Origin of the sequence: Chitinophaga polysaccharea, from assembly GCF_902150045.1 — a bacterium.
Taxonomy (GTDB): domain Bacteria; phylum Bacteroidota; class Bacteroidia; order Chitinophagales; family Chitinophagaceae; genus Chitinophaga; species Chitinophaga polysaccharea_A.
In genome coordinates this window covers 784057-809470 of the sequence record NZ_CABFVU010000003.1, presented here as the reverse complement: position 1 = coordinate 809470, position 25414 = coordinate 784057, and the positions used below count along the sequence as shown (strand labels likewise).

Here is a 25414-nt window from a genome sequence, read left to right as displayed (position 1 = left end):
ATAACATCAGTAGTACTTCTAAAAACTGATCGGCTATATGCGCAAGTCTTTATTATTGTTTGTCGTGTCACTGACACTGGTTTTCCTGTTGATGGTGGTATTGTTTTTTTCAGGTTACAATATCCACCGGCGAAGCACCCAGCAGCTCCTGCAGGCTACAGACACCCTTATGACGGAGCACCCGTTTGTTCATTTAATGGATTCTGCATTGTTTACTCTCAATGATGCAGAAAACAATTTCCGCCTGTACACGGTGTTGTATCAACGTAAATATCTCGAAACATTTTCAAAGGATCTTGGTAACGTGTTATCCATGATAAACACTATCAGCGGTTCTCTGAATACCACTTCCTCACTGGCCGGCCTCATGAAGGAAAAGGAAGATCTGTCCGGGAAGATTGCCTCATTGAAACAGGCCACCGATTCCATGCTTGCCCGTTCCATCAGGAACGAAATGATTGACCAGCTGCTGAACGGTATCCCGGCCTATAATATGAAGCAGATCAAAAAAGAAAAAGTGACCATTGATACGGTGAATAACGTACAGCAGCCAAAAACAGGGAAGAAGGGCCTCTTCAAAAGAATTGGTAATGCGCTCTCCAATAAAAAAGATACGGTGAAGGCACAGGTGAGCATTGTGGTGAGAACCAGGAGCGGGCAGGTGATCGACAAGGAAGCCTATGATGCCATGCAGCTGAAGAAGGTAGTTAGCGACATCAACAGTTACTATAAGGATATCCTGAAACAACAGCTCAGCAACCGTATGCAGCTGAATGAAACAGAATCTTCGCTGGCCGGCACTAACATCGCTATGATGGAGGATTTGAAGGGACTATTGATTTCACTGCGGGAGCACGCCGCTATGCAGGCCCGGGCAGAAAAGAGAGCAGCCGGTGATGTGGTGGGCAATAGTACTGCAAAAATGAGGAGTATTGTTTTGGCGGGTTTGCTTGCGCTCCTGGTTTGCCTGGCAGTGATAGCCGCTGCCGCCTGGATCATCCGTAAAAATAACCGCCGGCTGAAAGCTGCTAAGCTGGCGGCGGAAGAGCAAACCCGTATGCGTACCGACTTTCTCAATAATATGAGCCATGAAATGCGCACACCGCTTACTTCCCTGGCGGGTTTTACAGAACAGTTGTCTTACACTCCGCTGAATCCTGTGCAGAAAGAGCTGGTAACCTCTATGGATTCAGCAGCCAACATGCTGGTACAGGTAGTGAACGATGTGCTGGATTTTTCAAAGCTGGAGCACGATTACATGTCGCTTACCCTGCAACCTTTTGTATTGTACCAGGTATTTAACGAGGTAATGAATATAATGAGGATACAGGCGCTGAAGAAAAACCTGGAGTTTAACGTAACCTTTGAAGGCAACCGCAACGGGCAGGCGAATGGCGATGTTTTCCGGCTGAGGCAGGTGTTGTTAAACCTGGTGAGCAATGCTATTAAGTACACTGATAAAGGCACGGTAACGGTAACGGCTATACTGGAATCAGCCGGGGAAAAACAATGGCAGTTCCGGCTCACAGTGGCCGATACCGGTGAGGGTATCAGCGCGGAAGCGCAGCAACATCTTTTTGAAAGATTTTTCCAGGCTGGTAATGCCAGAAGCCATTTAAATGGTACCGGCCTGGGACTGGCTATCACCAGGCGCCTGGTTACTTTACAGGGCGGGGATATTTCGGTGGAAAGCGAGCTGCGGAAAGGCTCCCGCTTTATGTGCCGTATCCCTTATGAAAAAGTGAATGTACCGCTGATGGTACCTGCGCATACCCATGAAGGAAAAGAAATGGTGGGCGCGCATATGGAAGGACGTTATGTGCTGGTTGCGGACGACCAGGAAATGAACCTGCTCCTGCTCAAGATGATCCTTACCCGCTGGAAATGCCGGTTCGATATGGCCACCGACGGGCAGGCCGCGCTGGAGCTGTTTCAGCAATACAGCTACGACCTTGTGCTGCTGGATCTGCACATGCCGAAGCTGAACGGTATTGAGGTGATGGAGCAGATCCGCAAAAACAGTGATCCCGGAAAGGCAGGAGTGATAACACTGGCGTTAACAGCCAATATTTCCGCCAGCGATGAAGCCGCCTTTGTTAAAGCAGGCTTCAACGGCTGGCTCCTGAAGCCTTTCCGGGAGAAGGACATTTATAAAGCGATCATGGAGCACCTACCTGTTTAACACCAGTACATCATCCACGCCTACTTCTGCTATGAAGCCGGCATCGTGGGAAATGACCAGCAGCGTGCCTTTGTACTCCCTGAAGATCTGCGTGAGTATATTGATATTCTGCAGGTCCAGGTTATTGGTAGGCTCATCCAGCAGTATCACATCGGGGGCTTTGTCCTGCAGGGTCATGCTGCAAAGCGCGAGCCGCAGCATTTCACCGCCGCTTAAAACGGCGCAGGACTTATCCCAGTTATCCGGGCCGAAAAGGAAATTCACCAGCACCGTTTTTACCATCGATATTTCCAGCCGGTTATTGTTATAAGACAATGCCTGCTGCAATACTGTTTTTTCGCGGTCGATCAACGTGTAGTCCTGGTCCAGCAACAGGCTGCGGCTGATGGCAGTATGCATCTCACCGGTGGCTGGCTGTAATTGACCAAGTATCAGTTGCAGCAGGGTAGACTTGCCGCTGCCGTTTGGGCCTGTAATGGCTATCCGTTGCCCGCTGCGGATGGTAAAGGTAAGTGGTGTTTGCCAGAGCATGTTCCCGGGAGATGTGAACTGTGCCGGTTCACCCGTTGCTGCGGGATCCGGCGCCGTTGCGTCAGGTGACTGTGTTGTCCACCCGAAATTTATGCCCGTGGCCTGTACCAGTACTTTTCCTGTATGCAGCGATGATTGTTCGAAGTATCCTTTCATCATGCGCTGGATCTGTGTCATAGCCGAAAGTTCCTGCCAGCCAGCACGGAGCTCCTCTACTTTTTCGTTGTGCACCTGTTTCAGTTTTGCGGTAGATACTTCTGCATTATTCTTTCTTCCGTTCAGCAGTATCTTGGGTATCCCTCCGTTCTTGGCGTTTTTCCTTGCCTGTGCATCGGCATGTTGCTTGCGCTCCATAGCCTCCTGCCGTTGTTTTTTAGCTTCTTTCAAAGCTTTCTCCTGGTGGGCAACACGCTGTTGCAGAGCATCTGTTTCTATGCTTTTTTGTTCGGCATAGAAATCATAATTGCCTCCATAGGTTTTAATGCCGTTGGCCTGCAATTCCCAGATGGGCTCGCAGAGGCGCAGCAGCTGCCGGTCGTGGCTTACGATCAGCAACGAGCAGGAAGTGCCGGCCATCCATTCGTATAATTGTTCCCGTGCGTGGTGGTCGAGATGATTGGTAGGCTCGTCCAGCAGCACGATGGATGGTTCGAAGATATCGGTGCCGGCAAGGAACAGCCGTGTTTTTTCGCCACCGCTGAGAGACGACAGTGGCTGATCCGGCTGTAATGCCCGCAGCCCCCATTTTTCAAATGCGGCTTCACTGCGAACGGCAATATCCCAATCGTCGCCAAGTATATCGTATAAATGCGGACGGGTATCGCCCTGCAGTATTAGTTCCAACGCATCCAGTTTCTGTGCAGTGCCTGCAGCCTGTGCTACCGTGAGCGTATTAAAATGGCCGAAATGCTGCGGCACATAGTAACAGGGCTCCGTTATCCGCACGGTGCCGGACGACGGCTTTTCCAGGCCGGCAATGATCTTCAGCAATGTAGATTTGCCTGCGCCGTTATGGCCTGCAATGGCGGCCTTGTATCCCTTATGAAGCGTGAAACTGATATCCCTGAATAAATCCTGGCCTGATGGAAGCTGGTAACTGAGCTGTTGTACGCTGATAAGCATGTGTAATCGTTTTGAAATGAACAATGGCGGCGAAAGGTATCGCCGGGTTAGCGGGACGGGAAACGAGGATACTCATTTTCATGGCAGTAAAATTTAATTGAATAGATCAGCGTATGCAGCGGCATCACTGTATGATTGTAAAAAAAAGTTATGGAAACGGGAGATAAAACACGCCGGAGCGGCATGTATAAGGGCTTCAGCCCGCTATTGTATGTAGGATATTGATCACATTGTGAGGCAAAGGTAAAAAAAAATCTTAAATTTTAGGTGATATCCAGTTGGTTTCTGACACTAGTATATAAAAACCAGGCTCATATGCGTACTCAGGAAGATCAATGGCTGGAGGAAATATACCGGAATACCCTGCCTCGTGTGGCAGCAGCCATATACCGGATGGGCGGCAACCTGGAGATGGCCAAAGATATATTCCAGGATGCTGTTATCATCTATCTCGAAAAAAAACAGCAAAACAAACTGCCTCCCGAAGTACCGGCAGCGGCTTATATCGGCGGTATTGCCAGGATACTGGGCATCCGCAAACTGAAACGATCAGGCCCTCATATTCCGCTGGACGACATGGACGGCGATATTGGGGTGCCGGCAGATTATTATGCGCCGCCACCGGTGGCCAAACCGGTGCTGGAGTATGTGAAGGCCGCCGGCAAACGGTGCTTGCAGCTGCTGCGCGCATTTTATTACGATCATCTTTCCATACAGGAAATAGCGGAAGACTTTAATTTCAAAACACAGCATTCTGCCAGTGTGCAGAAATATAAATGCCTGGAAAAAGTAAGGGAACAGATTAAACAGTCGGATTATGCGGAAACAGTTAGCTGAAGCGCAGCAAATAGAACAGTACCTGCTGCGGGAAATGCCCGCTGCCTCCCGGCTGGTATTCCAGGCCCGGATGCTGGCGGCGCCGGCATTGCGTGAAAAGGTACGCTACCAGCGGAAAACGTTACAGCTGGTACGCTGGCTTGCGCGGGAAGAAAAGCGCCGCGAACTGGACCAGCTTTTCCAGCGCCTTATGCAGGATACTTCTTTCAACAATTCCATCACTTCTATTTTTACATAACATGGCCTTTCTTGTTCCTACGGTTATCGACGGTGAAAGCCGCGGTGCGTTTGATATATACAGCCTGCTCCTGAAGGAGCGGATTATTTTTCTGGGCACAGCCATCGACGACCAGGTGGCTAATCTCATAGTGGCGCAGCTGCTGTACCTCGACAGCGAAAACCACCGGCCCATCAATATGTATATCAACAGCCCGGGTGGCGTGATTTACGCCGGCATGGCAATTTATGATACCATGAAAATGCTGAAGTCGCCCGTATCTACAACGGCTATGGGCTTCACCGGCAGCATGGGCACTGTTATCCTCACGGCCGGCGCCAGCGGGCAACGTTATGCGCTGCCTAACACCACTATTCACATGCATCCCGCCAGCGGCGGCGCCAAAGGTTATACAGAAGATGTGCGGATCGCTTTTAATGAACAGGGCCGGCTGCAGGACAAGCTTTCCCAGCTGATCGCCTTACAGTCTGGCCGTTCAGTAGAAGAAGTGGCGTATGCATTCAGGAACGATCATTTCATGGATGCAGCCGAAGCCCGCGATTTCGGGCTGGTAGACGAGGTGCTGAACAGCACGGCCACCATACCTGCCATCGCCTTCCGGCAGGAGTTACTGCCAGCCGCCGCCCAGCGCCCTGTATAGGAACACCACTGCCTGCAATTGCTGCAAGTGATCGTTGATCCTGCTCAGCTGCGCCGATAATAGGTTTTGCTGCGCATTCAATACCTCCGTATAGTTGGCAAATCCATATCTCACCAGTTCCTGTGTATATTCTACTGATAGTTGCAGGTTTTGCAGCTGTAAGCGCCGCGAGTTGCCTTTTTCCACTGCCGTCTGGTAAGAGTATAACGCGTTGGATACTTCCTGCCCGGCTGTTAATACCGAAGTGCGGAAATCCAGTGCGGCCTGTTCCTGTTGTTCCTTTGCTACTTTCAGGCGTGTTTTATTAATGCCCTGGTTAAAGATAGGCTGTGTTAAACCCGCCGTGAGATTGCTGATCCAGGAGCCTGGCCCGGTGAGAGACAGGTAACTGGCGTAACCTCCCGAGGCTGAAATAGTAAGCGCGGGATAAAAATAAGCGCGGGCTACATTTGTTAATTCGTAGTAATAGCGCAGGTTGTATTCAGCGGCCTGCACATCAGGGCGATTGGCCAGCAATTGCGCCGGCACGCCTGTTTTCAGCAGCATCAGCGGTTGCTGGTCGTCAAGCCCGCTGCGGGCAATAGGCCCGGGGGGCTGTCCCAGCAACAGGTTCAGCTGGTTCTCTGTTTCACGGATCGATTGTTTCAGATCAGGAATTGTTACTTCAGCGGCATACCTGCTGGCCTCACTTTGTACTACTGCTGCACCGGTTACCACATCGCCTTTTTTCAGTTCCTTCATTACCTCCACGGTAGCTTGCCAGTTCACCACGGTTTGCTGTGTAATTTTCAGTTGCTGATCCAGCGCCATAAGGTTGTAGTAGTTAGTGGCAATGCTGGCAATAAGCCCTGTTTGTACCGCCCGGGCATTGGCAGTAGCCTGCAGGAGAGCGGCCAGGCCTGCGCGTTTGTTGCTGCGCAGCCTGCCCCATATGTCTGCTTCCCAGGTAGCGGTCAGCCCGGCGTTGTATTGCTGGGGTATAACGGTTCTGCCTGTACGTTGTTGATTGGAGGCGCCTGCATAAGCAGCGCTTACGTTCCCGCTTACCGCAGGATACAGCGCCTGCCTGCTTTGGGCGTAACTGGCTTCCGCCTGCCGCATGCGTGACCATGCCACCTGCAGGTCCAAATTGTTACGGATACCGGTAGCGATCAGCTGTTGTAAAAGCGTATCCGTAAAAATTTCCTTCCAGTGAACCCTGGCAATACTGTTGGTGTCTGTTGTATTCACATCCCGGTACAGGTTATTCTCTGTGATGGCGGGAGGCTGGTAGGGCTTTGTGATACGGCAGGCAGTAATGCATCCTGCCAGGATGAAAGAAAGTAGAATATATATGCTGTTTCGACCGTTCATATTACCTGTTTTGATAACTGCCTGCGGCAGATTTTTTTTAAGATACCGGTGATAGATTTTCTTCCTCCTCTTCTTCCTGCTCCGGTGCGCGTTTAACCTTTTCCTGTAAGGTTTGGAAGATGATAAACAAGGTGGGCGTGATGAATACGCCGAATACGGTGCCCACAAGCATTCCTCCAACAGCGCCGGTACCTATGGAGCGGTTGCCGTTGGCTCCTGCGCCGGTGGCCAGCATCAGGGGGATCAGCCCGAGGATGAAGGCGAAGGAGGTCATCAGGATAGGCCGTAACCTGGCCTGCGCGCCGCTTACTGCGGCTTCCGCAATGCTCATCCCTGCCCGTCTTCTTTCTGCGGCGTATTCTACTATCAGGATCGCATTTTTAGCAAGCAATCCTATCAGCATGATCAGGGTGATCTGTACATAAATGTTGTTGCTGATACCAAAGATCTGTGCAAAGAGGAAGGCCCCGAAAATGCCCACTGGTATGGCCAGCAGGATAGCGAAAGGCAGCAGGTAACTTTCGTACTGGGCGCTGAGCAGCAGGTACACGAAAATGAGGCATAGCAGGAAAATGAAGATCGTTTGGCTGCCGCCTGCTAGCTCTTCACGGCTAAGCCCCGAAAACTCAAAGCCAAAGCCGGTGGGCAATGTTTCTGCGGCCGACTGCTGGATGGCTTTGATGGCTTCCCCTGAGCTGACACCGGCGTTTGGCGTACCGTTGATACTGATGGAGTTGAACAGGTTAAACCTTGTAATAGCCTGCGGGCCGTAGGTTTGCGACAGGCTTACAAACTCTGTGATGGGTACCATTACGCCCTCGGAAGTGCGCACAAACACGGCATTAAGGCTTTCCTGCGTTACCCTGAACTCAGGTGATGCCTGTACCATTACACGGTATTGCTGTCCAAACTGGTTGAAATTGGAGGCGTAGATGCCGCCAAAATATCCCTGCATGGCATTGGTGATATCTGTTACATTCAGCCCCGCATCCTTGATCTTCGGCACATTTACGTTCATCTGGTATTGGGGGAAGTTCGGGTTAAAAGAGGTGGTGGCAAACTGGATCTCCGGTCTTTCGCCCAGCACGGAGAGGAAGTCTTTGCTTACCTTAAAGAAGTGCGCAATATCGCCGCCGGTCTTATCCTGCAGCTGGAAGGCGAAGCCGTTGGAAGCGCCGAAACCCTGGATGGTACCTGGCGCAAAGAATTTAATCTCCGCTTCCGTCATATCCGCTGTTTTCTTATTCAGCTCCCTGATAATCTGCTGGATGTCGCGTTTGCGCTGGCTCCAGGGGATCAGCCGCATTACCACCATGGCATAGTTACTGCCGGTGCCGGATAATTGTCCGCGGCCGGTAACCGCCAGTACGTTGTTGATTTCGGGCACGGTAGCCGCGATCTTTTCAATTTTACGTGTCACTATATCAGTGCGTTCCAGGGAGGCATCCGGTGGTAAACTGATATTACAGTTAATGGTGCCGAGATCTTCTTCCGGCACGAAAGCGGTAGGCGTTGTTTTGGAGAGGATGAAAAGACCCACACAGAAAACGCCCAGTATGGTAAGCGGTATCCATTTCCGTTTGCTGAAGAACCGCAGGGAACTGGTATAACGCCTGGTCATTTTCTCAAAGGCCGCGTTGAATGCCTTATAAAAACGTTGCAGGAAGCCCATTTTCGTATGTTCCTTCCCGTGAGGCCGGAGGAAAATAGCACAAAGTGCAGGACTTAGTGTAAGTGCGTTGATAGCAGAAAGCACAATGGCAATGGCCAGTGTAAGGCCGAACTGCTTATAGAAAATACCGGAGGAGCCGCCTATAAAACTAACCGGGATAAACACTGCCGACATAACCAGGGTAATAGAAACAATAGCGCCGGATATTTCGTCCAGTGCATCAATACTTGCCTTGCGGGCCGATTTATAACCGGTATCCAAACGGGCATGTACAGCTTCCACAATTACAATAGCATCATCTACTACTATACCAATGGCCAGGATCAGGGCAAAAAGGGTAAGCAGGTTAATGGTAAAGCCAAACAGCTTAAGGAAGAAGAAAGTGCCTATAATAGCCACCGGAACGGATATGGCGGGTATCAGCGTGGAGCGGAAATCCTGCAGGAAAATAAATACCACCAAAAATACCAGTATAAATGCTTCTACCAGCGTATGCAATACTTTATCGATAGAGGCCGTGAGGAAGTCGTCTACATTTTGCAGTACCACGTATTTCACGCCTTTGGGAAAAGTTTTGGAAGCGTCTTCCATTACCTTCAGCGTTTGCGTGATCACATCGCGGGCGTTGGAACCTGCTACCTGTGCCACGCTCACCGAAACTGCGGGATAGCCGTTGGTACGGGTGCTGTTGAAATAGCTGAGGGCGCCCAGCTCTATGCGGGCCACATCCTTCAGGCGCAGCAGGCGGCTGCGCAGGTTGGAGCGCAGTACGATGTTACCAAACTGGGTGGTATCAATGAGGGTGCCGGGGTACCTGATCACATACTGAAAGGATTGCCCGCCGCTTTCCCCGAACTGGCCGGGTGCGGCCTGGATATTCTGTTCTGCCAGTGCGGCGGTAATATCGGCCGGCACCAGTCCGTATGAGGCCATCGCCTGGGTGTTGAGCCAGATCCGCATGGAATAGTCCATGTTACCTGAGGCGGAGGCATCGCCCACACCGGGGATACGCTTGATCACCGGTGTGATATTTATATCAGTATAATTTTGCAGGAAGGTTTGATCAAAAGAGGGGTTGGTACTGTAAATGGAAAAGATGAGCAGGTTACTGGTCTGTTTCTTTTGCACGGTAACGCCGGAGCGGGTTACTTCCTGCGGCAGCAGCGGCGTGGCGCGGGCTACGGCGTTTTGTACATTTACCGCGGCCATATTCGGATCGCTGCCTATTTTGAAACTAACGGTAATATTTGCTGATCCGTCGTTACCGGCGGTGGAGGTGATATAGTCCATGTTCTCTACGCCATTGATCTGCTGTTCCAGCGGTACTACCACGCTTTTCAGTACCACATCGGCATTGGCGCCGCTGTAGGAAGTTTGCACCTGTATGGTGGGAGGAGCTATATCAGGATACTGGGAAATGGGCAGTGATACCAGTCCCAATATACCCAGTGTAACAATAATTATCGACACTACTGTTGACAATACCGGCCGCTCTATAAATCTTTTTAGCATGATGTTGTTTTAAATGGATCAGAGACTGTTGTAAACACTGTCGGCGTTTACAGGGCGGGGGTTGATCACCTGGTCTTCCCGCAGGTTACTGATCCCGTCTACTACTATTTTATCGCCCTTTTTCACGCCATGCTGTACTACAAACGACTGCCCGGCGGCGCTGGCATTGGAGCCTATGTCTACTGATCTTACTTTATTATCTGCATCCACTACATACACAAACAGTTTACCCTGGATCTGGAAGGTTGCCTTTTGTGGCACCAGCAAGGCCGTATCTATCGGCTGGGGTATCCTTACAATAGCGCTGCTGCCGCTGCGTACCAGTCCATCCGGATTGGAGAAGGTGGCCCGCATATTAAGGGCGCCCGTGGAAGGGTTGATCAAACCACTGGCAGTTTCCACGCGGCCCTGCCTGGGCAATACAATGCCATTGGCCAGCACCAGTGTTACCGGTGGCAGCGTAGCCAGTTTTTCCTGCATGGTAGCTCCTTTGGAAGCCAGGAAGAAATCGAGCCCCTGTCTTTCGTTGATAGAAAAGTAGGCGTAGATCTGCGTAATATTGGAAACGGTGGTGAGTGGGTTAGTAGTAGTACTGTTCACCAGGCTGCCGATCTTGTATGGCAATATGCCTACTACGCCATCAGCAGGACTGTAAATAGTAGTATAGCTAAGATTGGTTTTGGCATTGTTAAGCGCAGCCTGTGCCTGGGCCAGCGCGGCCTGTTTGGATTGCAGGTTATATGCCGCGGCTTCCAGTTCGTAAGCGCTGATGATATCTTTTTCTACCAGCGGTTTTACTTTGTTCAGCTGCATCTGCGCTGCATTTACATCTGCCACGGCAATTTTGATATTGGCCTGTGCAGTGTTTACGTTTTGCTCATACTGGGGGGCGCTGATCCGGAACAGCAGCTGTCCTTTTTTTACGGTGGCGCCTTCATCAATGTAAATGGCGTCCACATATCCATCTATCTTGGGGCGGATCTCGATGTTCTGGATACCCTGGATAGTAGCGGGATAATCAGCGTTGATGATGGCATTTTTGGGTTGCAGTACAATAACAGGGTAGGGCTTTACGGTGTTTTTTGTACTGCCTTGCTTGTTGTTCCTGCAGGCACAGCATACCAGCAGCAAAAGTGCAATTGTAGATCGGCTCATAGCGTTTTTACGGTTCATTAAATAATACAGACAGCAATCAGGTACTATGAGTAACTATCCGTTTAATTGTATTGTTCAGAAACGGGCGATAATTATCCGGTAGCTGGCTACGGGTTATTGGACGGTAATAATGCTAATTAGTTTATTATGACAATGTTAACTACTGTTAAATCCCATGCAGGCCCGGCGGGCAGCAGAAAAAAAAAGCGGGATAACGCTAAGATCCGGGCGACTTTCTGCTTTATCTGTCATAAACCAACGTTATACAGTTAATTTATGAAGACAGGGATACTATTGGCAGCGCTTGTGTTGCCGGCTATGGCCTTTGCACAGCAGGCCTATACACTGAAAGGCAAGGTGGGGCAAACTGCTCCGGGTGCCAAAGCCTATCTGGACCGCCGGGTGAACGGGGAAACCTTCCTCGATTCTGCCGTCATTAAAGATGGCAGTTTCGAATTCAAAGGCACCTTGAAATCGCCATACCTGGTAATGCTTACGGTAGACCATAACGGCGCCGGGCTTGCCGGTCACGGGATGGATATGGACCGGCGCCTGTTGTACCTGGACAATGCCACGTTTACAGTAGCCAGCAATGGCAATATCAGTGATGCGGTGATCACCGGGTCGCCGGTAAACAAGGAATTTGACCGGTATAAACTGTTTATTTCAGCGTACGATTCAGCGATGGCGGGCATCAACAAAGACTATGGCGGCGCTACGGATGCGCAGCGGAGCGATACAGCCTTTACCAACCAGCTGAATACCCGTTTCCATGCAGCAATTGATGAAAAGAAAGCGCTGCAGCGCAGGTTTATCAGCGAAAACCCTAACTCTTTTTTCAGCATTGTAGCCCTGAAAGAGCTGGCAGTGATGAATAATATGAACCTGAAAGAGCTTACTCCAATGTATAACAGCCTTACGGCAGCATTGAAGAAAAGCCCTGCCGGACAAGAGTTTTACCAGTCGATGGAAACAGAAAAGGCATTAGGCATCGGGGCTCCTGCACCGGATTTTACACAAAACGATATCAACGATAAGCCGGTGAAATTGTCGGATTTCAGGGGCAAGTATGTATTGCTGGATTTCTGGGCTTCCTGGTGTGGTCCCTGCCGCGCTGAGAACCCCAATGTAGTGGCGGCTTACAAGAAATTTCATGATAAGAACTTCATGGTGTTAAGTGTATCGCTGGATCAGCCCGGGAAAAAAGCGGCCTGGCTGGGCGCTATTGAAAAAGACGGGTTACAGGATTTTGTGCATGTATCCGATCTTAAATACTGGGACAATGCCGTGGCGCGCAGGTATGGCGTTCGTGGGGTGCCTACCAATTACCTGATTTCGCCGGATGGAAAAATTATTGCCAAGAACCTGAGAGGGGAGCAACTGGATAAACAACTCACCACTTTAATAACCAATCCATAAAAGTGAATGCCGCCCCTTAACTGTCACACTAAATAAAACAGCCGGTTCAGTGGAGTGAACCGGCTGCCTGTTTCTTCAGGAGTTATCAGCTTTGCTGACCGTAGTCGTAGTTGATCAGCCAGGTTACGCCGTACTGATCGGTTAACATACCGAAGTAAGCATTCCAGGGCGCCTTGTTCATGGGCATGGTAGGCTGGCCGTCCTTTGAAAGACCATTGAACAGTTTATCGGCTTCGGCTTCACTTTCTGCAGCAATGGCAACACTGAAAAGATTGCCTGCTGTGCCGGGACCATAATAAGCCGGGCGGTCGCTGCCAAAAAGAAAAGAACCATTCGCCAGTGGTAAAGCCACATGCATCACTTTATTTTCTTCTCCTTCGGCGCAATGTTCCATATCGCCAAAACGCGAAAATGTCTGGAATTCTTTTCCAAAAACAGATTTGTAAAAGTTGAAGGCTTCTTCACAGTTGCCGTTGAAATTCAGGTAAGGATTCACTGCTGCCATGATGTAATTTTTTTATGTTTAGGAAGATGATGTAAAGTTAGGTTACTTCCCGGAGAGAAAAGGTGGCCGTATAAGACAACAAAAGGGGCAGGCGCGACAACCTGCTATTCCCATTTGAATGACCTGATGGATAGTGCTGCAATCAGCGCTCCCCATACAATCAGCCCTCCCGGTTGCCAGGGGATCTGCCAGATGTGTAAACCCTCGAAGGCAATTTTCCGTAGTCCATCTACAAAAAAAGTAAGCGGCAGCAGCTCGCAAAAACTGCGTAACCATACGGGGTAATTATCTATAGGAAAAAATAAACCGCAAAGCAATATCTGGGGCATAGTAAGCGTGTTGGTCACCGGTGCAATAGAGCTTTCATTGCGGATCATACCGCTGATGATAAAACCGATGCCCGTAAAAATAACCAGCCCGAATACAGACAGTAACAGCATTTTCATAAAAGTGAGCAGCCCGTTCACCAGTGTAAAACTGAAGGCAAAGTATCCAAGCGCGGTGATGATCATAAAGCAGATCACCTGGAATAATAACCGGCTGATCAGTTCGCCGGACAATATCGCCGCACGGCTCACCGGGGTTACGTATATGCGTTTGAGTACGAGGGTGTGCCGCAAATTAAAAAGGAGGAAGGTGGAGCTGAATACGCCTGCCATGAGCAGGGAAAATGCCAGCTGACCCGGTAAAATAAAATCTATCTGGCGGTATACCCTGCCGGGAATTGTTATTTCGCGGATCGCAGCAGGGGAGGGCTGGCCGGGCAGTATGCAGGGCGGTGCGGAAGTAGTAGCTGATACTTTGGAGGTGATAAAGCTGCTGCGTACCAGGATCAAAAGAGTGGAAAAATTGATGTTGGAACTGATTAATAGTGACCCACAAACAGAGCAATGCTTTAAACTCGTCCTTTCTGTGCCAGGACTTGGAATTATCACAGGAACATACCTGTTAGTAGTCACTGAATGCTTTACCTTATTCAGTAAAAGCCGTCAAATGGCTTGTTACAGTGGGGGCGCTCCCTTTGAGCATAGTAGTGGCAGCAGTATCAAAGGGGGAACCAGAGTATCGTCAAAGGCTGATAAAAAGCTTAAGTCTTTACTTAGTAGTGGTGTCAGTACCTTATTACTCCACCACCGCCATACCCAGCAATACTTCGAGCGTAAAACGGCTGCAGGAAAACATCCCAACCTGGCCAGAAACAATATTCGCAATAAAATACTGCACACCGTGTTTGCAGTAGTACGTCGTGCTACCCCTTATGATCCTGATTATGATACCCAACCCTTAAAAGTGCCTGCATAGACCCTGTCCTCAATATTAAATTTAGAAAAAGTACTGATTTCAAAGGGTAAAAAATAGTAGTGGTTGTATCATTTCATTGTAGCTGTATCACTATGAAGATGTTTGTTGTCGTCAACCAATATTAAGAAACCCTTAAAGTATATATGAAAAAACCAACACTACTGCCCCTCCTTCTGATTTCAGTAGGTATCTTGCTTTATGCCTGCAAAAAGGATTACCTGTTAGAGGAAATCAAAGAGCCAACTGCCAGCATCCAATCCAAAGACTCGCTTAAAACTACTGTTGAAATTATTACAATAACAGATGTAAAGGATGATCCGGCATTACTAAAATCTGTTAGCAAACAAAACCAACATCTCTTGTCCATTCAGACCAATACTGCTCCACAATGAACCAACGTCATTTCCGGATCCTCTGTTTGTTGAGCGTTATGTTGAATGCCTGTAACAAACAACCTCCAATACAGTTACCCAGCGATAAATTCAACATTGACTCCATTCGTCCTCTCTTTGTCAAGGAAGGACAATCCTTTACTGTTTACGGAAAAAATTTCAGTCCTGACCCGGAAAAAAATGTTATTACCATCAACGGTATCCCCGTTCAAGGAAACGTCATGGGAAACAGAATACAACTAAAATTGCCTACTGGGGTTTTTCCAGATTCGGATAAATTACTAGCACAGCTTGTACTTAAGAAAGAAGGGGGGCCATATGTAGACACCGCTTATTTCTATTCAAGCCTTACCCCCAGGATCTATTCAGTTGTACCAACTACCGTACGTATTGGAGATACCATCACTATCACAGGGGAGGGATTCGTCAAAGGCAGAGATGAAAAAAGAATTAGATTCTTTCCTCCGGAAAATGAATGGGATAGTCTTAGTAACGAAAAAATTTTACGTTGTGAGACATTCATTATATCCAATGAAATAATTAAGGTCATAATTCCTCCCAAAGCAAGAACTGGCATTATTGGACTATCAAGTACTCTGCCTTTGCTTATACCGAATAGCTTTCAAAACGAACAGGCGGTAACAATTTTACCATAGTACTATTTCCATAAATGAAATTTTTTATTCAAGAAAAACAAATATGAAAAATGTTTATATAAAAATATATAATATTATTACAATTAGCATTTCAATAAATGTTTTTATTGTGCCATACATTTACGGGTAGTCTGTTAAAGTAACTACAAATGGGGCGAACTTAGGTATTAAGGATTGCACGAAAAGGGAATTGATAACTTACGCTTCTGGTGGCTCAGGGGAATATGAATATCAGTATGGTACTATTACACCTGGCACAGTAATAAAATCAGAAAATAAACCGCGTATCACAATAGATCCTCAACCACAAATTGTTACAACATATAGGGTTACCGTTTTTGATAAAAACACAGGAGATTACATAGGATCACAGAAAATCATTGTTTCTCCTGTATTGGAGCAAAATTTGGATGACCTATTTATTCCCAACGCTTTTAGCCCGGAACCATAGAATGCAATAAGGCTTGTTTTTGCCATTACCAATGCTGCTTTGAACTGACTGTATTTTTTTGCCATATGCCGTAGGTTACCAGGTGAAAGGGAGTAATACTTTTCTGCTGGCCGGGTATTCCGCGAACTGTTGCTGGTACCAGCGGTGGTTAGCCATTGCACGGGGCACCAGGTTGGCGCAGGTCCAGATAAAGAAGGCCAGCGCCGGCAGGCTCCAGGTAAGCAATGCGTAACCGCCCCATTCCATTATCTCTCCTGTAAGGTTGGGAGAGGAGAGATATTTGAAAAGCCCTTTTTGTGGGATCTTATAACCGGTTTCATGTTTTTTTCTCAGTTGTATCAGGTGATAGTCTGATTGCAGGTTGATGTACATACCTGTTGCGAAAAGTAATAGTCCTGCTATAAACGCCGGCGAGAAGAACCAGCTATCCGGGTAATGTGCAAATGCAGCGAACCAGATGCCCAGCAACGAGCCATTCACGGAATTGAACAGCATCGCCGACAGCATGATCACTACCGGCATTTTTTTCCCTTTGGTACGTATCATGAACGGGTATACGAAACTGCGGTGTATATAGTGCAGGAGGAAAAAGCCAGCCATAACGCCGGAGGGGGAACGCCATTGAAAAGTGCGCAGCGGCAGCCATACCAGGAATGTGATGAGCACCGTGGTTTCCATCAGCAGCCAGCCGGTTTTGTTGGAGATCATGGGGCCCCAGTTGTTGCTGCTGTACCGCCCGTAAGGCGCTTCGCGGCGTAACAGATAGATACCGGCGCCAATCCCCGTGGCTATCCAGCAGCAGATAAAAACAACATAACCGCGTAGTGGTAAATAGTCAATCATTTGATAGTGCCTGTTTGTCTGAACCAATCAATAGTATCCCGTAGGGTTTCTGTAAAAGGCCGTGGCTGGAAACCCAGTTCCGTAGCCGCCTTTGAATGATCAATTTTTTTATTGCTGTAAACCAGGTTGTACACCGACTGCCGCGTGTAAAAAGGGGGGCCGCCGCTGATAACCGCCAGCATCCTTACCAATGGCAGCATACTGAATACAAGCCACAAAGGCAGCACCGGCAGGGTTTGCGGGCTTCCTTTTATCCGGCGGATTTCACGGTGCAGGGTTACCAGGGAGATCCATTCTCCGCTTAAAAGATAAGCTGTGCCCGGGGTTCCGTTGGTTAAAGCGCTGACGATGGCCCCGGCCAAATCCCTTACATCCGTAAAATCAACACCACCCGGAAAGAGGGCGGGTATTCTGCCTTTGTACATATTGATCACCGCTTTACCTATCAGCGACGGCTGCCGGTCGAACGGCCCCATGACCGCTGTGGGCGCCAGCACAATCACTTCCATACCGTTGCCATTACAGGATAATGCAATGGCCTGGGATACCGCTTTGGAGTAGTCGTAACCATATCGCGTGGTGGTTGCCGGGCCGCGGTTTTCATCCATCCGTTCATTGTAGGGCGCCTGGTTATAGGCGGTAACAGAACTGAGGTGGATAAGCCTTTTAACGCCGGCCTGTTGCGATGCCCCCACCAGGAGCCTGGTGCCGCCGGTATTGGTATCAAAAAGGGTTTTATCGGGCCGGTCATCTACCGAAATCACAGCTGCCAGGTGTATCACGGCATCAGCGCCGGCTACCAGCCTGTTGATGGATGCTTCATTCAGCAGGTGGCCCTGTACAAAAGTAATGCGCTCCGGAGCGGCTTCTGGCGGCGATTTACGGGTAAGCAAACGCAGGCTATGGCCTTCAGACAGCAACAGCGGAACCAGCACACCGCCTATGTAACCCGAAGCGCCCGTTATCGCAATTTTCATGTTTAAATATAAAATTACCCCGTAAAAGATAACGCTTCCCGGTAGCATTGGTTGACTTTTTTATTTATTACCTATCTTTGGCAGGAAGAAGGCAGTACTGAGCACCTATAGCCGGAATACATCCATGAAATCAGAAATTTATAAGCCGCATCCTGCGTTGCAGGATCTGGTGAACTGCATTAGTATTTATGAGGTTGACTTTACCAAAACCCAGGGATTGTCAAACATCTATCGTTTTGTGCCCGCCTATCAGCGATACATTATCTTTTACCTGGAAGATCCCATTAAAGTATTAAAGCCCGGTAACGGTGATTTTATTACCAAATCAGTTTGCGTAACCATTGGTCCGCAGGATCAGGCCGTGACCCTGGATATGGGCCGCCGGCACCTGGCGCTGTGCATCGCCTTTCAGCCCAGTGGCTTGCACCGGTTGCTGAAGATCCCTATGTCTGAAATATATGAGCAGGATTTTGATACCCGGTTATTGTTGGGGAATGAGATCGATGAAATTTCAGAGCGACTGAAAGGTGCAGATAACTGGGCGCACATGGTAAGTATTATTGAGTTTTACCTGCTGAAGAAAGTGTCGCTGCTGAAGCCGGTATTGCCGGTAGATAAGGCGATGGCGGCGCTGGTAAGCACCGGTGGCAATATTACCATGGAAGAACTGGCCTCCCTGGCCTGCCTGAGCCTGCGGCAGTTTGAACGCAAATGTACCGAACGGCTGGGAATGCCCCCCAAACAATATGCGCGGCTCATCCGCTTTTGTAAAGCTTACCAGCTGAAAGAACTGTTCCCCCGGAAAACCTGGACTGAGATTGCCTATAACAGCGGCTACTATGATCAGATGCATTTTATCCGCGACTTCAAGAAGTTTGCCGGGATAACCCCTTCCTTTATCCACGAAGATGAGCTCCGGAATACCATCCGCCTGCGTAAAATAATGGTATAAATACCAAAGATGTCGTTTTTGTACTATGATGAGGCTGTTAATCAGGATAATTTTGCCCTTGTGATTTCATCCATAACATATAACGTCCCAACAGATTAGGAACGCCATTCTAAAATCGGGGGAAATGTCATCCAGCGTTGGTTACCCCAAAAAATTTATATCATGTTTTAACCTGCAGGCTGGCTATTTATATAGCTGGCGCAATATAGCCGCCTGCTGCCTTTATTCCTCCTTATCATTCTTGTCAGCCATCTTCCGATATTTTTAGAAAAAATTCTCCGCAGGATTGATTACAATTGCAGAAACTGACGGAACAATATGCAATTGAAATTTTATTCCACGTTACTATTAGGCGCCTTAAGCACCGGCGTTACCGCACAGGATACCATTCCACCCACAGTGGCTGAAAATGCCCGTTTGGAGCTGGTTTCAAAACAATTTGATTTTACCGAGGGGCCAGCGGCCGATAAAAAAGGGAATATCTATTTTACAGATCAGCCCAATAATAAGATCTGGAAATATGATACAAAGGGGAAGCTGTCTGTTTTTTCAGATAAGGCTGGCCGGGCCAACGGGATGTATTTCGACAGTAAAGGCAACCTGGTAGTGTGCGCGGATGAGAAATACGAGTTGTGGTCTATCTCTCCCAAAGGAAAAATAAAAGTGCTCCTGAATAATTTCGGGGGGCATCAGTTCAACGGCCCCAATGATGTGTGGATAGCGCCCGGCGGTGGTATGTACTTCACTGATCCTTATTACCAGCGCGATTACTGGGAACGCAAACAACCCGATCTGAAAGAAGAAAATGTATACTACCTGGCGCCCGGCGCCAAAGAGGCAGTAGTGGCTGCAGCAGATATAAAAAAGCCTAATGGTATTATCGGCACCCGCGACGGGAAGCTGGTGTATGTAGCGGATATTGCCGCTGGTAAAATATACCGCTACAATGTGCATGCGAACGGCAGCCTGGGCGACCGTTATCTTATGACGGAAAAAACAACCGATGGTCTTGCGCTCGATGAGCAGGGTAATCTTTATCTCTGTGGAAATGGCATCACTGTTATTAATAAAGACGGCCGGAAGATAGGCCAGATCGCTGTTCCCGAAGGATGGACTGCCAATGCCTGCTTTGGCGGGAAAAACAATGATCTTCTTTTCATCACTGCGGGTAAGGGCATTTATACGTTGCAGATGAAGGTAAAAGGCGGTGAGTAAAAGATGACCGGAATAAAAAATGCCTCCACTGGTTTTTCCCGGTGGAGGCATATGGAAAATACAAGGTCCTGCATCTCACATGCATGATACGTTTTAAAGCATCAGTCGGCTGGCTGCTGCCGTTGATCGGCCGTTGTTGTTATGGGTTTACCGCTGATGCTTCTGTGATATAGAGGTCGTAATACCGTTTCACCAGCAGGTTGATAAATCTTTTAAGATAACTTTCATTTAAAAAAGAGTTAGACCAGTTATAGAAGCGGTCGCATTGAACACCCAGGTAAAAGAAATACATGCATACTCCCAGGGCAGGCAGCAATCTTTTCTCTTCTGCCGTGAGCGGCATTACGGAGTTATAGCCTTCCAGGAAGCGGTTTGTTTTCGCCTGGTATTCAGGCATATCACGGATAAGGCTGTGCAGCTGAAGAATATAGTAAGCTACATCCAGGCATTGCCAGCCATTACCGCAGAAATCGAAGTCAAAGAGTGTAATTTCCTGGTCGGCACGAATGTTCATGTTATCGAACCATATATCCATATGTACTACCCCTTGCGGGAGTGCAGTGAGATCAGCTTCCTGCAGGATTTGTAAAAGATGCGCCTGTACTGCTGTCATGAAAGCCATTTCCGGTGAATCTGCGGGCAGGAACTTTTTGATAGATATCAATGGATCTTCCAGTAGATTTTTGGCGGTATAGGTAACCCGGTTCAGGGGCATCGAGCGGGTGAGCTGGTGCATACGGGCCATGATCACACCGGCTTTTGCGTGCAGTTCTTCATCATAATGCAATAGCTTTTCCCCTTCCGCAAAAGTGAACAATACCCCATACCGTTCACCCTCCGGCGCGTTCAGGGTTTGTATAAAGTTGCCTTGTTTATCGGCCAGCGGCCATGACACCGGGATGTTGTTCTCTTTCAGTAACAACAGTAACCTGAGCTCTTCGGAAATTTCCGAAATGGCGCGTCAGTGCAGGCTATACACACGGAACATGTATTTCCCGGAGGAAGCATTCACCTGGTAGGTATCGTTGATGCCTGATTTGACCAGGTGGCAACCGGCGCCGTTTGCCTCATTATATTGTGATTGCAGGAACAGCGCCAGGTGCGGCGCGGAAAGGTGTGAACTGGATACCGGGAAATGATTCATAGCCGCGCTATTTAAAAAGGGGCGCTAAAGTAATGAAATAAATTTATTGCAGCTTATGCAACGGCAGGTTTAGCCGCATTACAAGATCTGTTTGCTTTTCACTGCCCAGCTGAAATGCGTGGGTGGCAAACTCCTCAAAACCATTCTTCCTGTAAAAGCCGATCGCTTTGGCGTTGTGTTCCCATACGCCCAGCCACAGGAAAGGTGCGCGGGCTTCCATAGCAAGGGTTACCGCATGATTGAACAGCTGCTGCCCGATTTTTTTACCCTGGTGTGATTGCAATACGTATATGCGTTCCAGTTCTATTGCCCGGCTGTTGTACATTTCTGTTTGCGCGCCCCGGTAATTTATTTTCATATAACCTAAGGGCTGATTCTTCTGCATGGCGAAATAGAACTCACAATCCTGGTCGCTCAGCTGGGCAGATAATCTGGCAATACTGAAATTCTCCTGCATGTATTGTTTCATATTTTCCGGGGTATTGACGGCTGCATAGCTTTCCTGGAAGGTTTCACGGGCTATTTGCTGCAACAGTTCCGCTTCAGCCGTTATGGCCGGCACGATAAGTATCTCGTTCATTTTTTATGGCTTATCTGATTATTGAATCTATCTTTAAATTAAATCCGGGTTTATGTCAGGTCTCAGAAAAATAATGCTAACAATACTAACGCTTCTTATGTTAACAGGCACCCTGCTGGCCGGGCGTTATATTTTCACGGGCAAACATCTTTCCAAAAAATCCATAGCAGCTGTTCCTGCTGTGCAGGAAGGCGATATTATATTCCAGGTATCCCAATCGGACCTGAGCACTGCTATCCAGCTGGCTACGCATTCCAAATATAGTCATTGTGGAATAATTTTTAAGAGAGATGATCAATGGTATGTGTATGAAGCTTTACAACCAGTAAGATATACCCCCCTGATGCAATGGATTAACAGGGGAAAGGAGCAGCATTTTGTAATAAAAAGGCTGAAAAATGCGGGAACGGTGTTAACGCCGGAGGTGATCAGTAAAATGAAAACGGCAGGGGAGCGGTTCAACGGCAGGGACTACGACTTTTATTTCGGCTGGTCTGATGAGCGGATCTATTGCTCTGAACTGGTATGGAAAATTTATAATGAGGTTACCGGTCTTGAAATAGGGAAGTTGCAGCAGCTGAAAGATTTTGACCTGGAAAGCCCTGCAGTAAAGCAGCAAATGAAGGAGATCTATGGTAACAGCATCCCGTTAACGGAGAAAATTATTTCACCGGTGAGCATGTTTGAATCGCCCTTGCTTGCTACGGTGGCGGAATAAGGCACATATGGCAGATGATAGTTCTGCCATGCGTTTTTACTTAACCGGATACCTTTTCTTTTGCCAGGAATCCCGGTAAAGAAGTACCGAGAATATAAGTCCATCCTTCGTTGAAGTTGCTGACATCGAAGGCAGGATCTTTTGCTTCCGCAAAGGTATGAATGCCGGTGTGCGTGAGCTTCAGTTTTGTTTTATCTCCTTCCGGAAACAGCTCCCAGGTTACTTCTGAGTCGCCCGGCTCGTTTTGATATTTCCAGGTATAGCTCAGCTTTTTGCCTGTTATTACCTCTGTGATTTTGCAGAGATGAATGTATTGTTTGTTATCCTTTTCTACCATAAAGCTGAACTCAAATCCTTTCTGCGGTTTAAATTCTTTAAGATCAAAATACCAGTGCTTCATTTTGTTTTTGTCTGTAATAGCTTCCCATACAGCACTTACCGGTGTATCCAGGGTGCGTTCAAATACCAGTGGCTTGTTACTCATGGTGATTTTTTTTATTGATGAACGATTAGCATGACTACTGTTTTTTCCTGCGGGGCTTTGGGGTTTTACCAAGATAGTTTTCCAGTGCGTCCAGTTTTTGTGTCCAGAACTGCTGGTACTGTATGGTCCAGTCGGCCACCGTTTTCAGCCTGCTGAGATCGGCGCTGCATACGCGCTCGCGGCCATCCTGCCGTATGGTGACCAGCCCGCATTCCGTAAGGATGCGGATATGTTTGGACACTGCCGGGCGGCTGATATCAAAATTGTCTGCAATAGCGTTGAGGTTCAGCGAGCTGCCGGCCAGTAACCCGATGATCTGTCGCCGGGTAGGATCCGCTATTGCCTGAAATACATCTCTTCTCACGGTAATTATTTTATATTATGAAACCTTTCGGTTACAAATATACGTAACCATTTGGTTACGTAAAATATTTTTTCCCCGGGGAAAGTGTTTTATGAAAAATGCCCTTTTATGCGGCGAAGATGTTATTTTACAAGTTTGAAAGTTTTCTATGATGATGAAGAAACTACCCATTGCCCTTTATTTCCTGCTGGCCGGCCTTTGTGCGGCAGCACAGCCAAAGAAACTGGATATTGTATTTATCGGTAACAGTATTACACAGGGTGGCGGCCTGCAGCACCCGTTACAGGAAGCGCCGCCTGTAAAAGCCTGGGAATGGCTGAAACGCGCTATGCCCGGCACTGATATACAATACAGCAACCAGGGCGTAAGCGGTTCTACCACAGTAGATTTCCTTCCTGCCACCAATAAATTGTTCAACAACGTGGTAAAGGCTGCAGATGCCTTTAAAGCCGATAAAGACGCCACGCTGGTGTTTTCCATGGTGCTTGGCACCAACGACAGCGCCATTGAAGGCCCTAACGGATCGCCGGTATCGCCGGAGCAGTACCGGTTAAATGTAAAAGCCATCCTGGATCGGCTGCTCAGCAGTTATCCCGGCTGCGTTATTATCCTGCATCATCCTACCTGGTATAGCCCCAATACGTATAACAGCTCCCGTTACCTTGCAGAAGGGCTGGCCCGCCTGCAAGCTTATTTCCCGGTGCTGGATGCTATTGTTGCCGGTTACCGCAGCACACATCCCGGACAGGTATACACGGGGTATACAGGTGGGTTCAGCTATTTTAAAAAGCATCCTGAACTGTTTATCCAGGAAAATGGGAGGGAAGGCGTTTTCCAGCTACATCCCAATGCAAAGGGAGCAGAAGAGCTGGGCACTTTCTGGGCGCAGGCCATTAAAAAAGTGGTGGGCCGTTTAAAATAAACACTTCATGAAAGCAGTGATCACACTCATATGCACCTTATTGCTGCCTGATTTCCCTTCGGCTTCAGCGGTGGAATTTCACGGGGACAGGCTATATCTTATTGGCGACGACGCTGCCTGTATCCAGGTGCTGGACAAGGATTACCATATTGTAAGAAATATCCGGATTTCCGGCGCCACAGAAAAAAGGATTGCCAAAGCGCTGAAAGCGGATTATGAGGCAGCTGTACTTATCAGGTTGCATGGCCGTACTTACCTGATGGCCTCAGGATCGCTGGCAACGGAAAAACGCCGGCAGCTGCTACTGCTGCCGCTGCCCGACGGAGACAGCGCCGATATACAGTTTATTCCATACCCGCCCGCTTTTACCGCGCAGTTACTGGCCAGCGGGATCAATGAGCTGAATATAGAAGGCGCTGCTGTAGTGAATAATACCTTACTGTTAAGCAACCGCGGAAATAATACCTGGCCACAGAACCAGCTGGTGCTTACGGCGCCAGGTTTCTGGGAGCAGGCGGCGCCGGCCCTTAGCGTAGTACCGTTAACGTTACTAACGCCAACGCCTGTATTTGCAGGAGTGTCTGAGCTTTGCTATGTGCCGGAAAAAGACCTGCTCCTGTGTACTTTCTCTTCCGAGGCCACAGCCAATGCGTATGACGACGGCGCTATCGGCGACAGCTATATAGGATGGATCAATAACATCTCCCTTAAATTATCACAAACTACCATTACACCGGATGGCATGCTCAATTTAACAAACGCACACCCTGCATTTAAAGGTGAAAAGATAGAAGGCATTTGCGTGGAAAGCATACAAGGCAATACCCTGACGCTTCACCTCGTATCTGATAATGATGCCGGAGCCAGTCGTTTATTTAAAGTAAGTTTTACCTTTAACGGGGAGTAAATCATCCAGAAATCAATACATTCGAAATATGGATATACAATTTGACGAACGCACGCTTTACGTGAAATATGATGAAGATATTGATAACACCATCTACTGGGAAGACGTAACGCATATTGCAGGTTATAAAGTGTATGCGTACCCGGGAGAAGCCACTTTCCTGGTATTCAAAACCATGGAGGGCGAAACGTTGGAGGTGTCTGACGAAATGAGCGGCTGGCTGGAGCTCCTGGGCGGATTGCATAATATCTTTAAACTGCCTGCAGGCTGGGAAGAACAGCTGGCAGACAGTGAACCGGATGCAGATGATATTGTTTTTTATACGAAGTAAATAGCCGGGA

At 48.3% G+C, this 25414-nt stretch carries 27 protein-coding genes; 14 read left to right on the top strand and 13 right to left on the bottom strand.

Annotated features, from left to right (window positions below):
* Positions 1-37 precede the first annotated feature (37 nt).
* The gene (locus tag FN124_RS23710) at positions 38-2182 is read left to right on the top strand and encodes an ATP-binding protein (protein ID WP_142687247.1); all 2145 of its coding nucleotides are present in this window, start codon (positions 38-40) and stop codon (positions 2180-2182) included.
* On the opposite strand, the gene FN124_RS23705 is transcribed toward FN124_RS23710, so the two are convergent.
* Complete coding sequence (locus tag FN124_RS23705; protein WP_142687246.1) at positions 2171-3835, bottom strand: ABC-F family ATP-binding cassette domain-containing protein; 1665 nt, start codon at positions 3833-3835, stop codon at positions 2171-2173. The genes FN124_RS23710 and FN124_RS23705 overlap by 12 nt on opposite strands.
* A 315-nt stretch (positions 3836-4150) precedes the next feature.
* Between FN124_RS23705 and FN124_RS23700 the strand changes: the two genes are divergently transcribed.
* Genes FN124_RS23700 through FN124_RS23690 form a run of 3 tightly spaced genes read left to right on the top strand, consistent with a single transcriptional unit; the run spans position 4151 to position 5550 of the window.
* Entirely contained in the window at positions 4151-4672 is a 522-nt protein-coding gene (locus tag FN124_RS23700) for an RNA polymerase sigma factor (RefSeq protein ID WP_142687245.1), read from the top strand.
* A complete protein-coding gene (locus tag FN124_RS23695; protein WP_142687244.1) occupies positions 4653-4910 on the top strand; it encodes a hypothetical protein in 258 nt (85 codons plus the stop codon). Before FN124_RS23700 ends, FN124_RS23695 begins: the two co-directional genes overlap by 20 nt.
* Before the next feature lies 1 nt (position 4911).
* Entirely contained in the window at positions 4912-5550 is a 639-nt protein-coding gene (locus tag FN124_RS23690; RefSeq protein ID WP_142687243.1) for a ClpP family protease, read from the top strand.
* Here the strand turns inward: FN124_RS23690 and FN124_RS23685 are convergent.
* The 3 genes from FN124_RS23685 to FN124_RS23675 are packed head-to-tail and all read right to left on the bottom strand — an operon-like array spanning position 5518 to position 11242.
* Positions 5518-6903, bottom strand: a complete 1386-nt coding sequence (locus FN124_RS23685; protein WP_142687242.1) for a TolC family protein — start codon at positions 6901-6903, stop codon at positions 5518-5520. The genes FN124_RS23690 and FN124_RS23685 overlap by 33 nt on opposite strands.
* Before the next feature lie 37 nt (positions 6904-6940).
* Entirely contained in the window at positions 6941-10087 is a 3147-nt protein-coding gene (locus FN124_RS23680) for an efflux RND transporter permease subunit (protein WP_142687241.1), read from the bottom strand.
* Between the two features lie 18 nt (positions 10088-10105).
* Positions 10106-11242 carry an efflux RND transporter periplasmic adaptor subunit gene (locus FN124_RS23675; protein WP_260607568.1) on the bottom strand — a complete coding sequence of 379 codons (1137 nt, stop codon included), beginning with the start codon at positions 11240-11242 and terminating at the stop codon, positions 10106-10108.
* A gap of 276 nt (positions 11243-11518) precedes the next feature.
* Between FN124_RS23675 and FN124_RS23670 the strand changes: the two genes are divergently transcribed.
* Positions 11519-12661 carry a TlpA disulfide reductase family protein gene (locus tag FN124_RS23670; protein WP_142687239.1) on the top strand — a complete coding sequence of 381 codons (1143 nt, stop codon included), beginning with the start codon at positions 11519-11521 and terminating at the stop codon, positions 12659-12661.
* Positions 12662-12746: 85 nt separating this feature from the next.
* Here FN124_RS23670 and FN124_RS23665 read toward each other — a convergent pair whose 3' ends face one another.
* On the bottom strand, positions 12747-13166 hold the full coding sequence (locus FN124_RS23665; protein WP_142687238.1) for a VOC family protein: 420 nt from the start codon (positions 13164-13166) through the stop codon (positions 12747-12749).
* A 104-nt stretch (positions 13167-13270) separates the two neighbouring features.
* The gene (locus tag FN124_RS23660) at positions 13271-14002 is read right to left on the bottom strand and encodes an ABC transporter permease (RefSeq protein WP_185937344.1); all 732 of its coding nucleotides are present in this window, start codon (positions 14000-14002) and stop codon (positions 13271-13273) included.
* On the opposite strand from FN124_RS23660, the gene FN124_RS23655 reads away from it, so the two are divergent.
* From FN124_RS23655 to FN124_RS23645, 3 genes are all read left to right on the top strand, one after another.
* Positions 13935-14468 carry a transposase gene (locus tag FN124_RS23655; protein ID WP_142687236.1) on the top strand — a complete coding sequence of 178 codons (534 nt, stop codon included), beginning with the start codon at positions 13935-13937 and terminating at the stop codon, positions 14466-14468. The two genes, FN124_RS23660 and FN124_RS23655, sit on opposite strands and share 68 nt — an antisense overlap.
* 143 nt (positions 14469-14611) lie before the next feature.
* Positions 14612-14860 (top strand): hypothetical protein, encoded by a 249-nt coding sequence (locus FN124_RS23650; RefSeq protein WP_142683602.1) that lies wholly within the window; start codon positions 14612-14614, stop codon positions 14858-14860.
* Positions 14857-15516: an IPT/TIG domain-containing protein gene (locus tag FN124_RS23645; RefSeq protein ID WP_142687235.1), complete on the top strand. Its 660-nt coding sequence runs from the start codon at positions 14857-14859 to the stop codon at positions 15514-15516. The genes FN124_RS23650 and FN124_RS23645 overlap by 4 nt, the downstream gene beginning before the upstream one ends.
* Before the next feature lie 526 nt (positions 15517-16042).
* On the opposite strand, the gene FN124_RS23640 is transcribed toward FN124_RS23645, so the two are convergent.
* Positions 16043-16810: a DUF1295 domain-containing protein gene (locus FN124_RS23640; RefSeq protein WP_142687234.1), complete on the bottom strand. Its 768-nt coding sequence runs from the start codon at positions 16808-16810 to the stop codon at positions 16043-16045.
* Complete coding sequence (locus FN124_RS23635; RefSeq protein ID WP_185937342.1) at positions 16807-17787, bottom strand: NAD-dependent epimerase/dehydratase family protein; 981 nt, start codon at positions 17785-17787, stop codon at positions 16807-16809. The genes FN124_RS23640 and FN124_RS23635 overlap by 4 nt, the downstream gene beginning before the upstream one ends.
* 124 nt (positions 17788-17911) lie before the next feature.
* On the opposite strand from FN124_RS23635, the gene FN124_RS23630 reads away from it, so the two are divergent.
* Complete coding sequence (locus FN124_RS23630; RefSeq protein WP_142687232.1) at positions 17912-18739, top strand: helix-turn-helix domain-containing protein; 828 nt, start codon at positions 17912-17914, stop codon at positions 18737-18739.
* 318 nt (positions 18740-19057) lie between these two features.
* Entirely contained in the window at positions 19058-19954 is an 897-nt protein-coding gene (locus FN124_RS23625) for an SMP-30/gluconolactonase/LRE family protein (protein WP_142687231.1), read from the top strand.
* Between the two features lie 139 nt (positions 19955-20093).
* Here FN124_RS23625 and FN124_RS23620 read toward each other — a convergent pair whose 3' ends face one another.
* From FN124_RS23620 to FN124_RS23615, 3 genes are read right to left on the bottom strand one after another with little or no spacing between them, the layout of a single operon-like run.
* A complete protein-coding gene (locus FN124_RS23620; protein ID WP_260607577.1) occupies positions 20094-20900 on the bottom strand; it encodes a phosphotransferase in 807 nt (268 codons plus the stop codon).
* A gap of 15 nt (positions 20901-20915) precedes the next feature.
* A complete protein-coding gene (locus FN124_RS31240; RefSeq protein ID WP_221887885.1) occupies positions 20916-21098 on the bottom strand; it encodes a hypothetical protein in 183 nt (60 codons plus the stop codon).
* A gap of 43 nt (positions 21099-21141) precedes the next feature.
* Positions 21142-21678, bottom strand: a complete 537-nt coding sequence (locus tag FN124_RS23615; protein WP_142687230.1) for a GNAT family N-acetyltransferase — start codon at positions 21676-21678, stop codon at positions 21142-21144.
* A 52-nt stretch (positions 21679-21730) separates the two neighbouring features.
* Here FN124_RS23615 and FN124_RS23610 point away from each other — a divergent pair, with 52 nt between their 5' ends.
* Positions 21731-22396 carry a YiiX family permuted papain-like enzyme gene (locus tag FN124_RS23610; RefSeq protein WP_142687229.1) on the top strand — a complete coding sequence of 222 codons (666 nt, stop codon included), beginning with the start codon at positions 21731-21733 and terminating at the stop codon, positions 22394-22396.
* Between the two features lie 40 nt (positions 22397-22436).
* On the opposite strand, the gene FN124_RS23605 is transcribed toward FN124_RS23610, so the two are convergent.
* On the bottom strand, positions 22437-22880 hold the full coding sequence (locus FN124_RS23605; protein WP_142687228.1) for an SRPBCC family protein: 444 nt from the start codon (positions 22878-22880) through the stop codon (positions 22437-22439).
* Positions 22881-22914: 34 nt separating this feature from the next.
* A complete protein-coding gene (locus FN124_RS23600) occupies positions 22915-23244 on the bottom strand; it encodes an ArsR/SmtB family transcription factor (RefSeq protein ID WP_142687227.1) in 330 nt (109 codons plus the stop codon).
* A gap of 151 nt (positions 23245-23395) precedes the next feature.
* On the opposite strand from FN124_RS23600, the gene FN124_RS23595 reads away from it, so the two are divergent.
* From FN124_RS23595 to FN124_RS23585, 3 genes are read left to right on the top strand one after another with little or no spacing between them, the layout of a single operon-like run.
* Positions 23396-24166 (top strand): GDSL-type esterase/lipase family protein, encoded by a 771-nt coding sequence (locus FN124_RS23595; protein WP_221887884.1) that lies wholly within the window; start codon positions 23396-23398, stop codon positions 24164-24166.
* A gap of 7 nt (positions 24167-24173) precedes the next feature.
* A complete protein-coding gene (locus FN124_RS23590; RefSeq protein WP_142687225.1) occupies positions 24174-25073 on the top strand; it encodes a DUF6929 family protein in 900 nt (299 codons plus the stop codon).
* 28 nt (positions 25074-25101) lie between these two features.
* Positions 25102-25404 (top strand): hypothetical protein, encoded by a 303-nt coding sequence (locus FN124_RS23585; RefSeq protein WP_142687224.1) that lies wholly within the window; start codon positions 25102-25104, stop codon positions 25402-25404.
* The last annotated feature ends 10 nt before the right edge of the window (positions 25405-25414 follow it).

Bases quoted from the DNA above. Each gene is read 5' to 3' on its own strand.
- FN124_RS23710 (WP_142687247.1), top strand. From the start codon at position 38: ATGCGCAAGTCTTTATTATTGTTTGTCGTGTCACTGACACTGGTTTTC.
- FN124_RS23705 (WP_142687246.1), bottom strand. From the start codon at position 3,835: ATGCTTATCAGCGTACAACAGCTCAGTTACCAGCTTCCATCAGGCCAG.
- FN124_RS23700 (WP_142687245.1), top strand. From the start codon at position 4,151: ATGCGTACTCAGGAAGATCAATGGCTGGAGGAAATATACCGGAATACC.
- FN124_RS23695 (WP_142687244.1), top strand. From the start codon at position 4,653: ATGCGGAAACAGTTAGCTGAAGCGCAGCAAATAGAACAGTACCTGCTG.
- FN124_RS23690 (WP_142687243.1), top strand. From the start codon at position 4,912: ATGGCCTTTCTTGTTCCTACGGTTATCGACGGTGAAAGCCGCGGTGCG.
- FN124_RS23685 (WP_142687242.1), bottom strand. From the start codon at position 6,903: ATGAACGGTCGAAACAGCATATATATTCTACTTTCTTTCATCCTGGCA.
- FN124_RS23680 (WP_142687241.1), bottom strand. From the start codon at position 10,087: ATGCTAAAAAGATTTATAGAGCGGCCGGTATTGTCAACAGTAGTGTCG.
- FN124_RS23675 (WP_260607568.1), bottom strand. From the start codon at position 11,242: ATGAGCCGATCTACAATTGCACTTTTGCTGCTGGTATGCTGTGCCTGC.
- FN124_RS23670 (WP_142687239.1), top strand. From the start codon at position 11,519: ATGAAGACAGGGATACTATTGGCAGCGCTTGTGTTGCCGGCTATGGCC.
- FN124_RS23665 (WP_142687238.1), bottom strand. From the start codon at position 13,166: ATGGCAGCAGTGAATCCTTACCTGAATTTCAACGGCAACTGTGAAGAA.
- FN124_RS23655 (WP_142687236.1), top strand. From the start codon at position 13,935: ATGCAGGGCGGTGCGGAAGTAGTAGCTGATACTTTGGAGGTGATAAAG.
- FN124_RS23650 (WP_142683602.1), top strand. From the start codon at position 14,612: ATGAAAAAACCAACACTACTGCCCCTCCTTCTGATTTCAGTAGGTATC.
- FN124_RS23645 (WP_142687235.1), top strand. From the start codon at position 14,857: ATGAACCAACGTCATTTCCGGATCCTCTGTTTGTTGAGCGTTATGTTG.
- FN124_RS23640 (WP_142687234.1), bottom strand. From the start codon at position 16,810: ATGATTGACTATTTACCACTACGCGGTTATGTTGTTTTTATCTGCTGC.
- FN124_RS23635 (WP_185937342.1), bottom strand. From the start codon at position 17,787: ATGAAAATTGCGATAACGGGCGCTTCGGGTTACATAGGCGGTGTGCTG.
- FN124_RS23630 (WP_142687232.1), top strand. From the start codon at position 17,912: ATGAAATCAGAAATTTATAAGCCGCATCCTGCGTTGCAGGATCTGGTG.
- FN124_RS23625 (WP_142687231.1), top strand. From the start codon at position 19,058: ATGCAATTGAAATTTTATTCCACGTTACTATTAGGCGCCTTAAGCACC.
- FN124_RS31240 (WP_221887885.1), bottom strand. From the start codon at position 21,098: ATGAATCATTTCCCGGTATCCAGTTCACACCTTTCCGCGCCGCACCTG.
- FN124_RS23615 (WP_142687230.1), bottom strand. From the start codon at position 21,678: ATGAACGAGATACTTATCGTGCCGGCCATAACGGCTGAAGCGGAACTG.
- FN124_RS23610 (WP_142687229.1), top strand. From the start codon at position 21,731: ATGTCAGGTCTCAGAAAAATAATGCTAACAATACTAACGCTTCTTATG.
- FN124_RS23605 (WP_142687228.1), bottom strand. From the start codon at position 22,880: ATGAGTAACAAGCCACTGGTATTTGAACGCACCCTGGATACACCGGTA.
- FN124_RS23595 (WP_221887884.1), top strand. From the start codon at position 23,396: ATGATGAAGAAACTACCCATTGCCCTTTATTTCCTGCTGGCCGGCCTT.
- FN124_RS23590 (WP_142687225.1), top strand. From the start codon at position 24,174: ATGAAAGCAGTGATCACACTCATATGCACCTTATTGCTGCCTGATTTC.
- FN124_RS23585 (WP_142687224.1), top strand. From the start codon at position 25,102: ATGGATATACAATTTGACGAACGCACGCTTTACGTGAAATATGATGAA.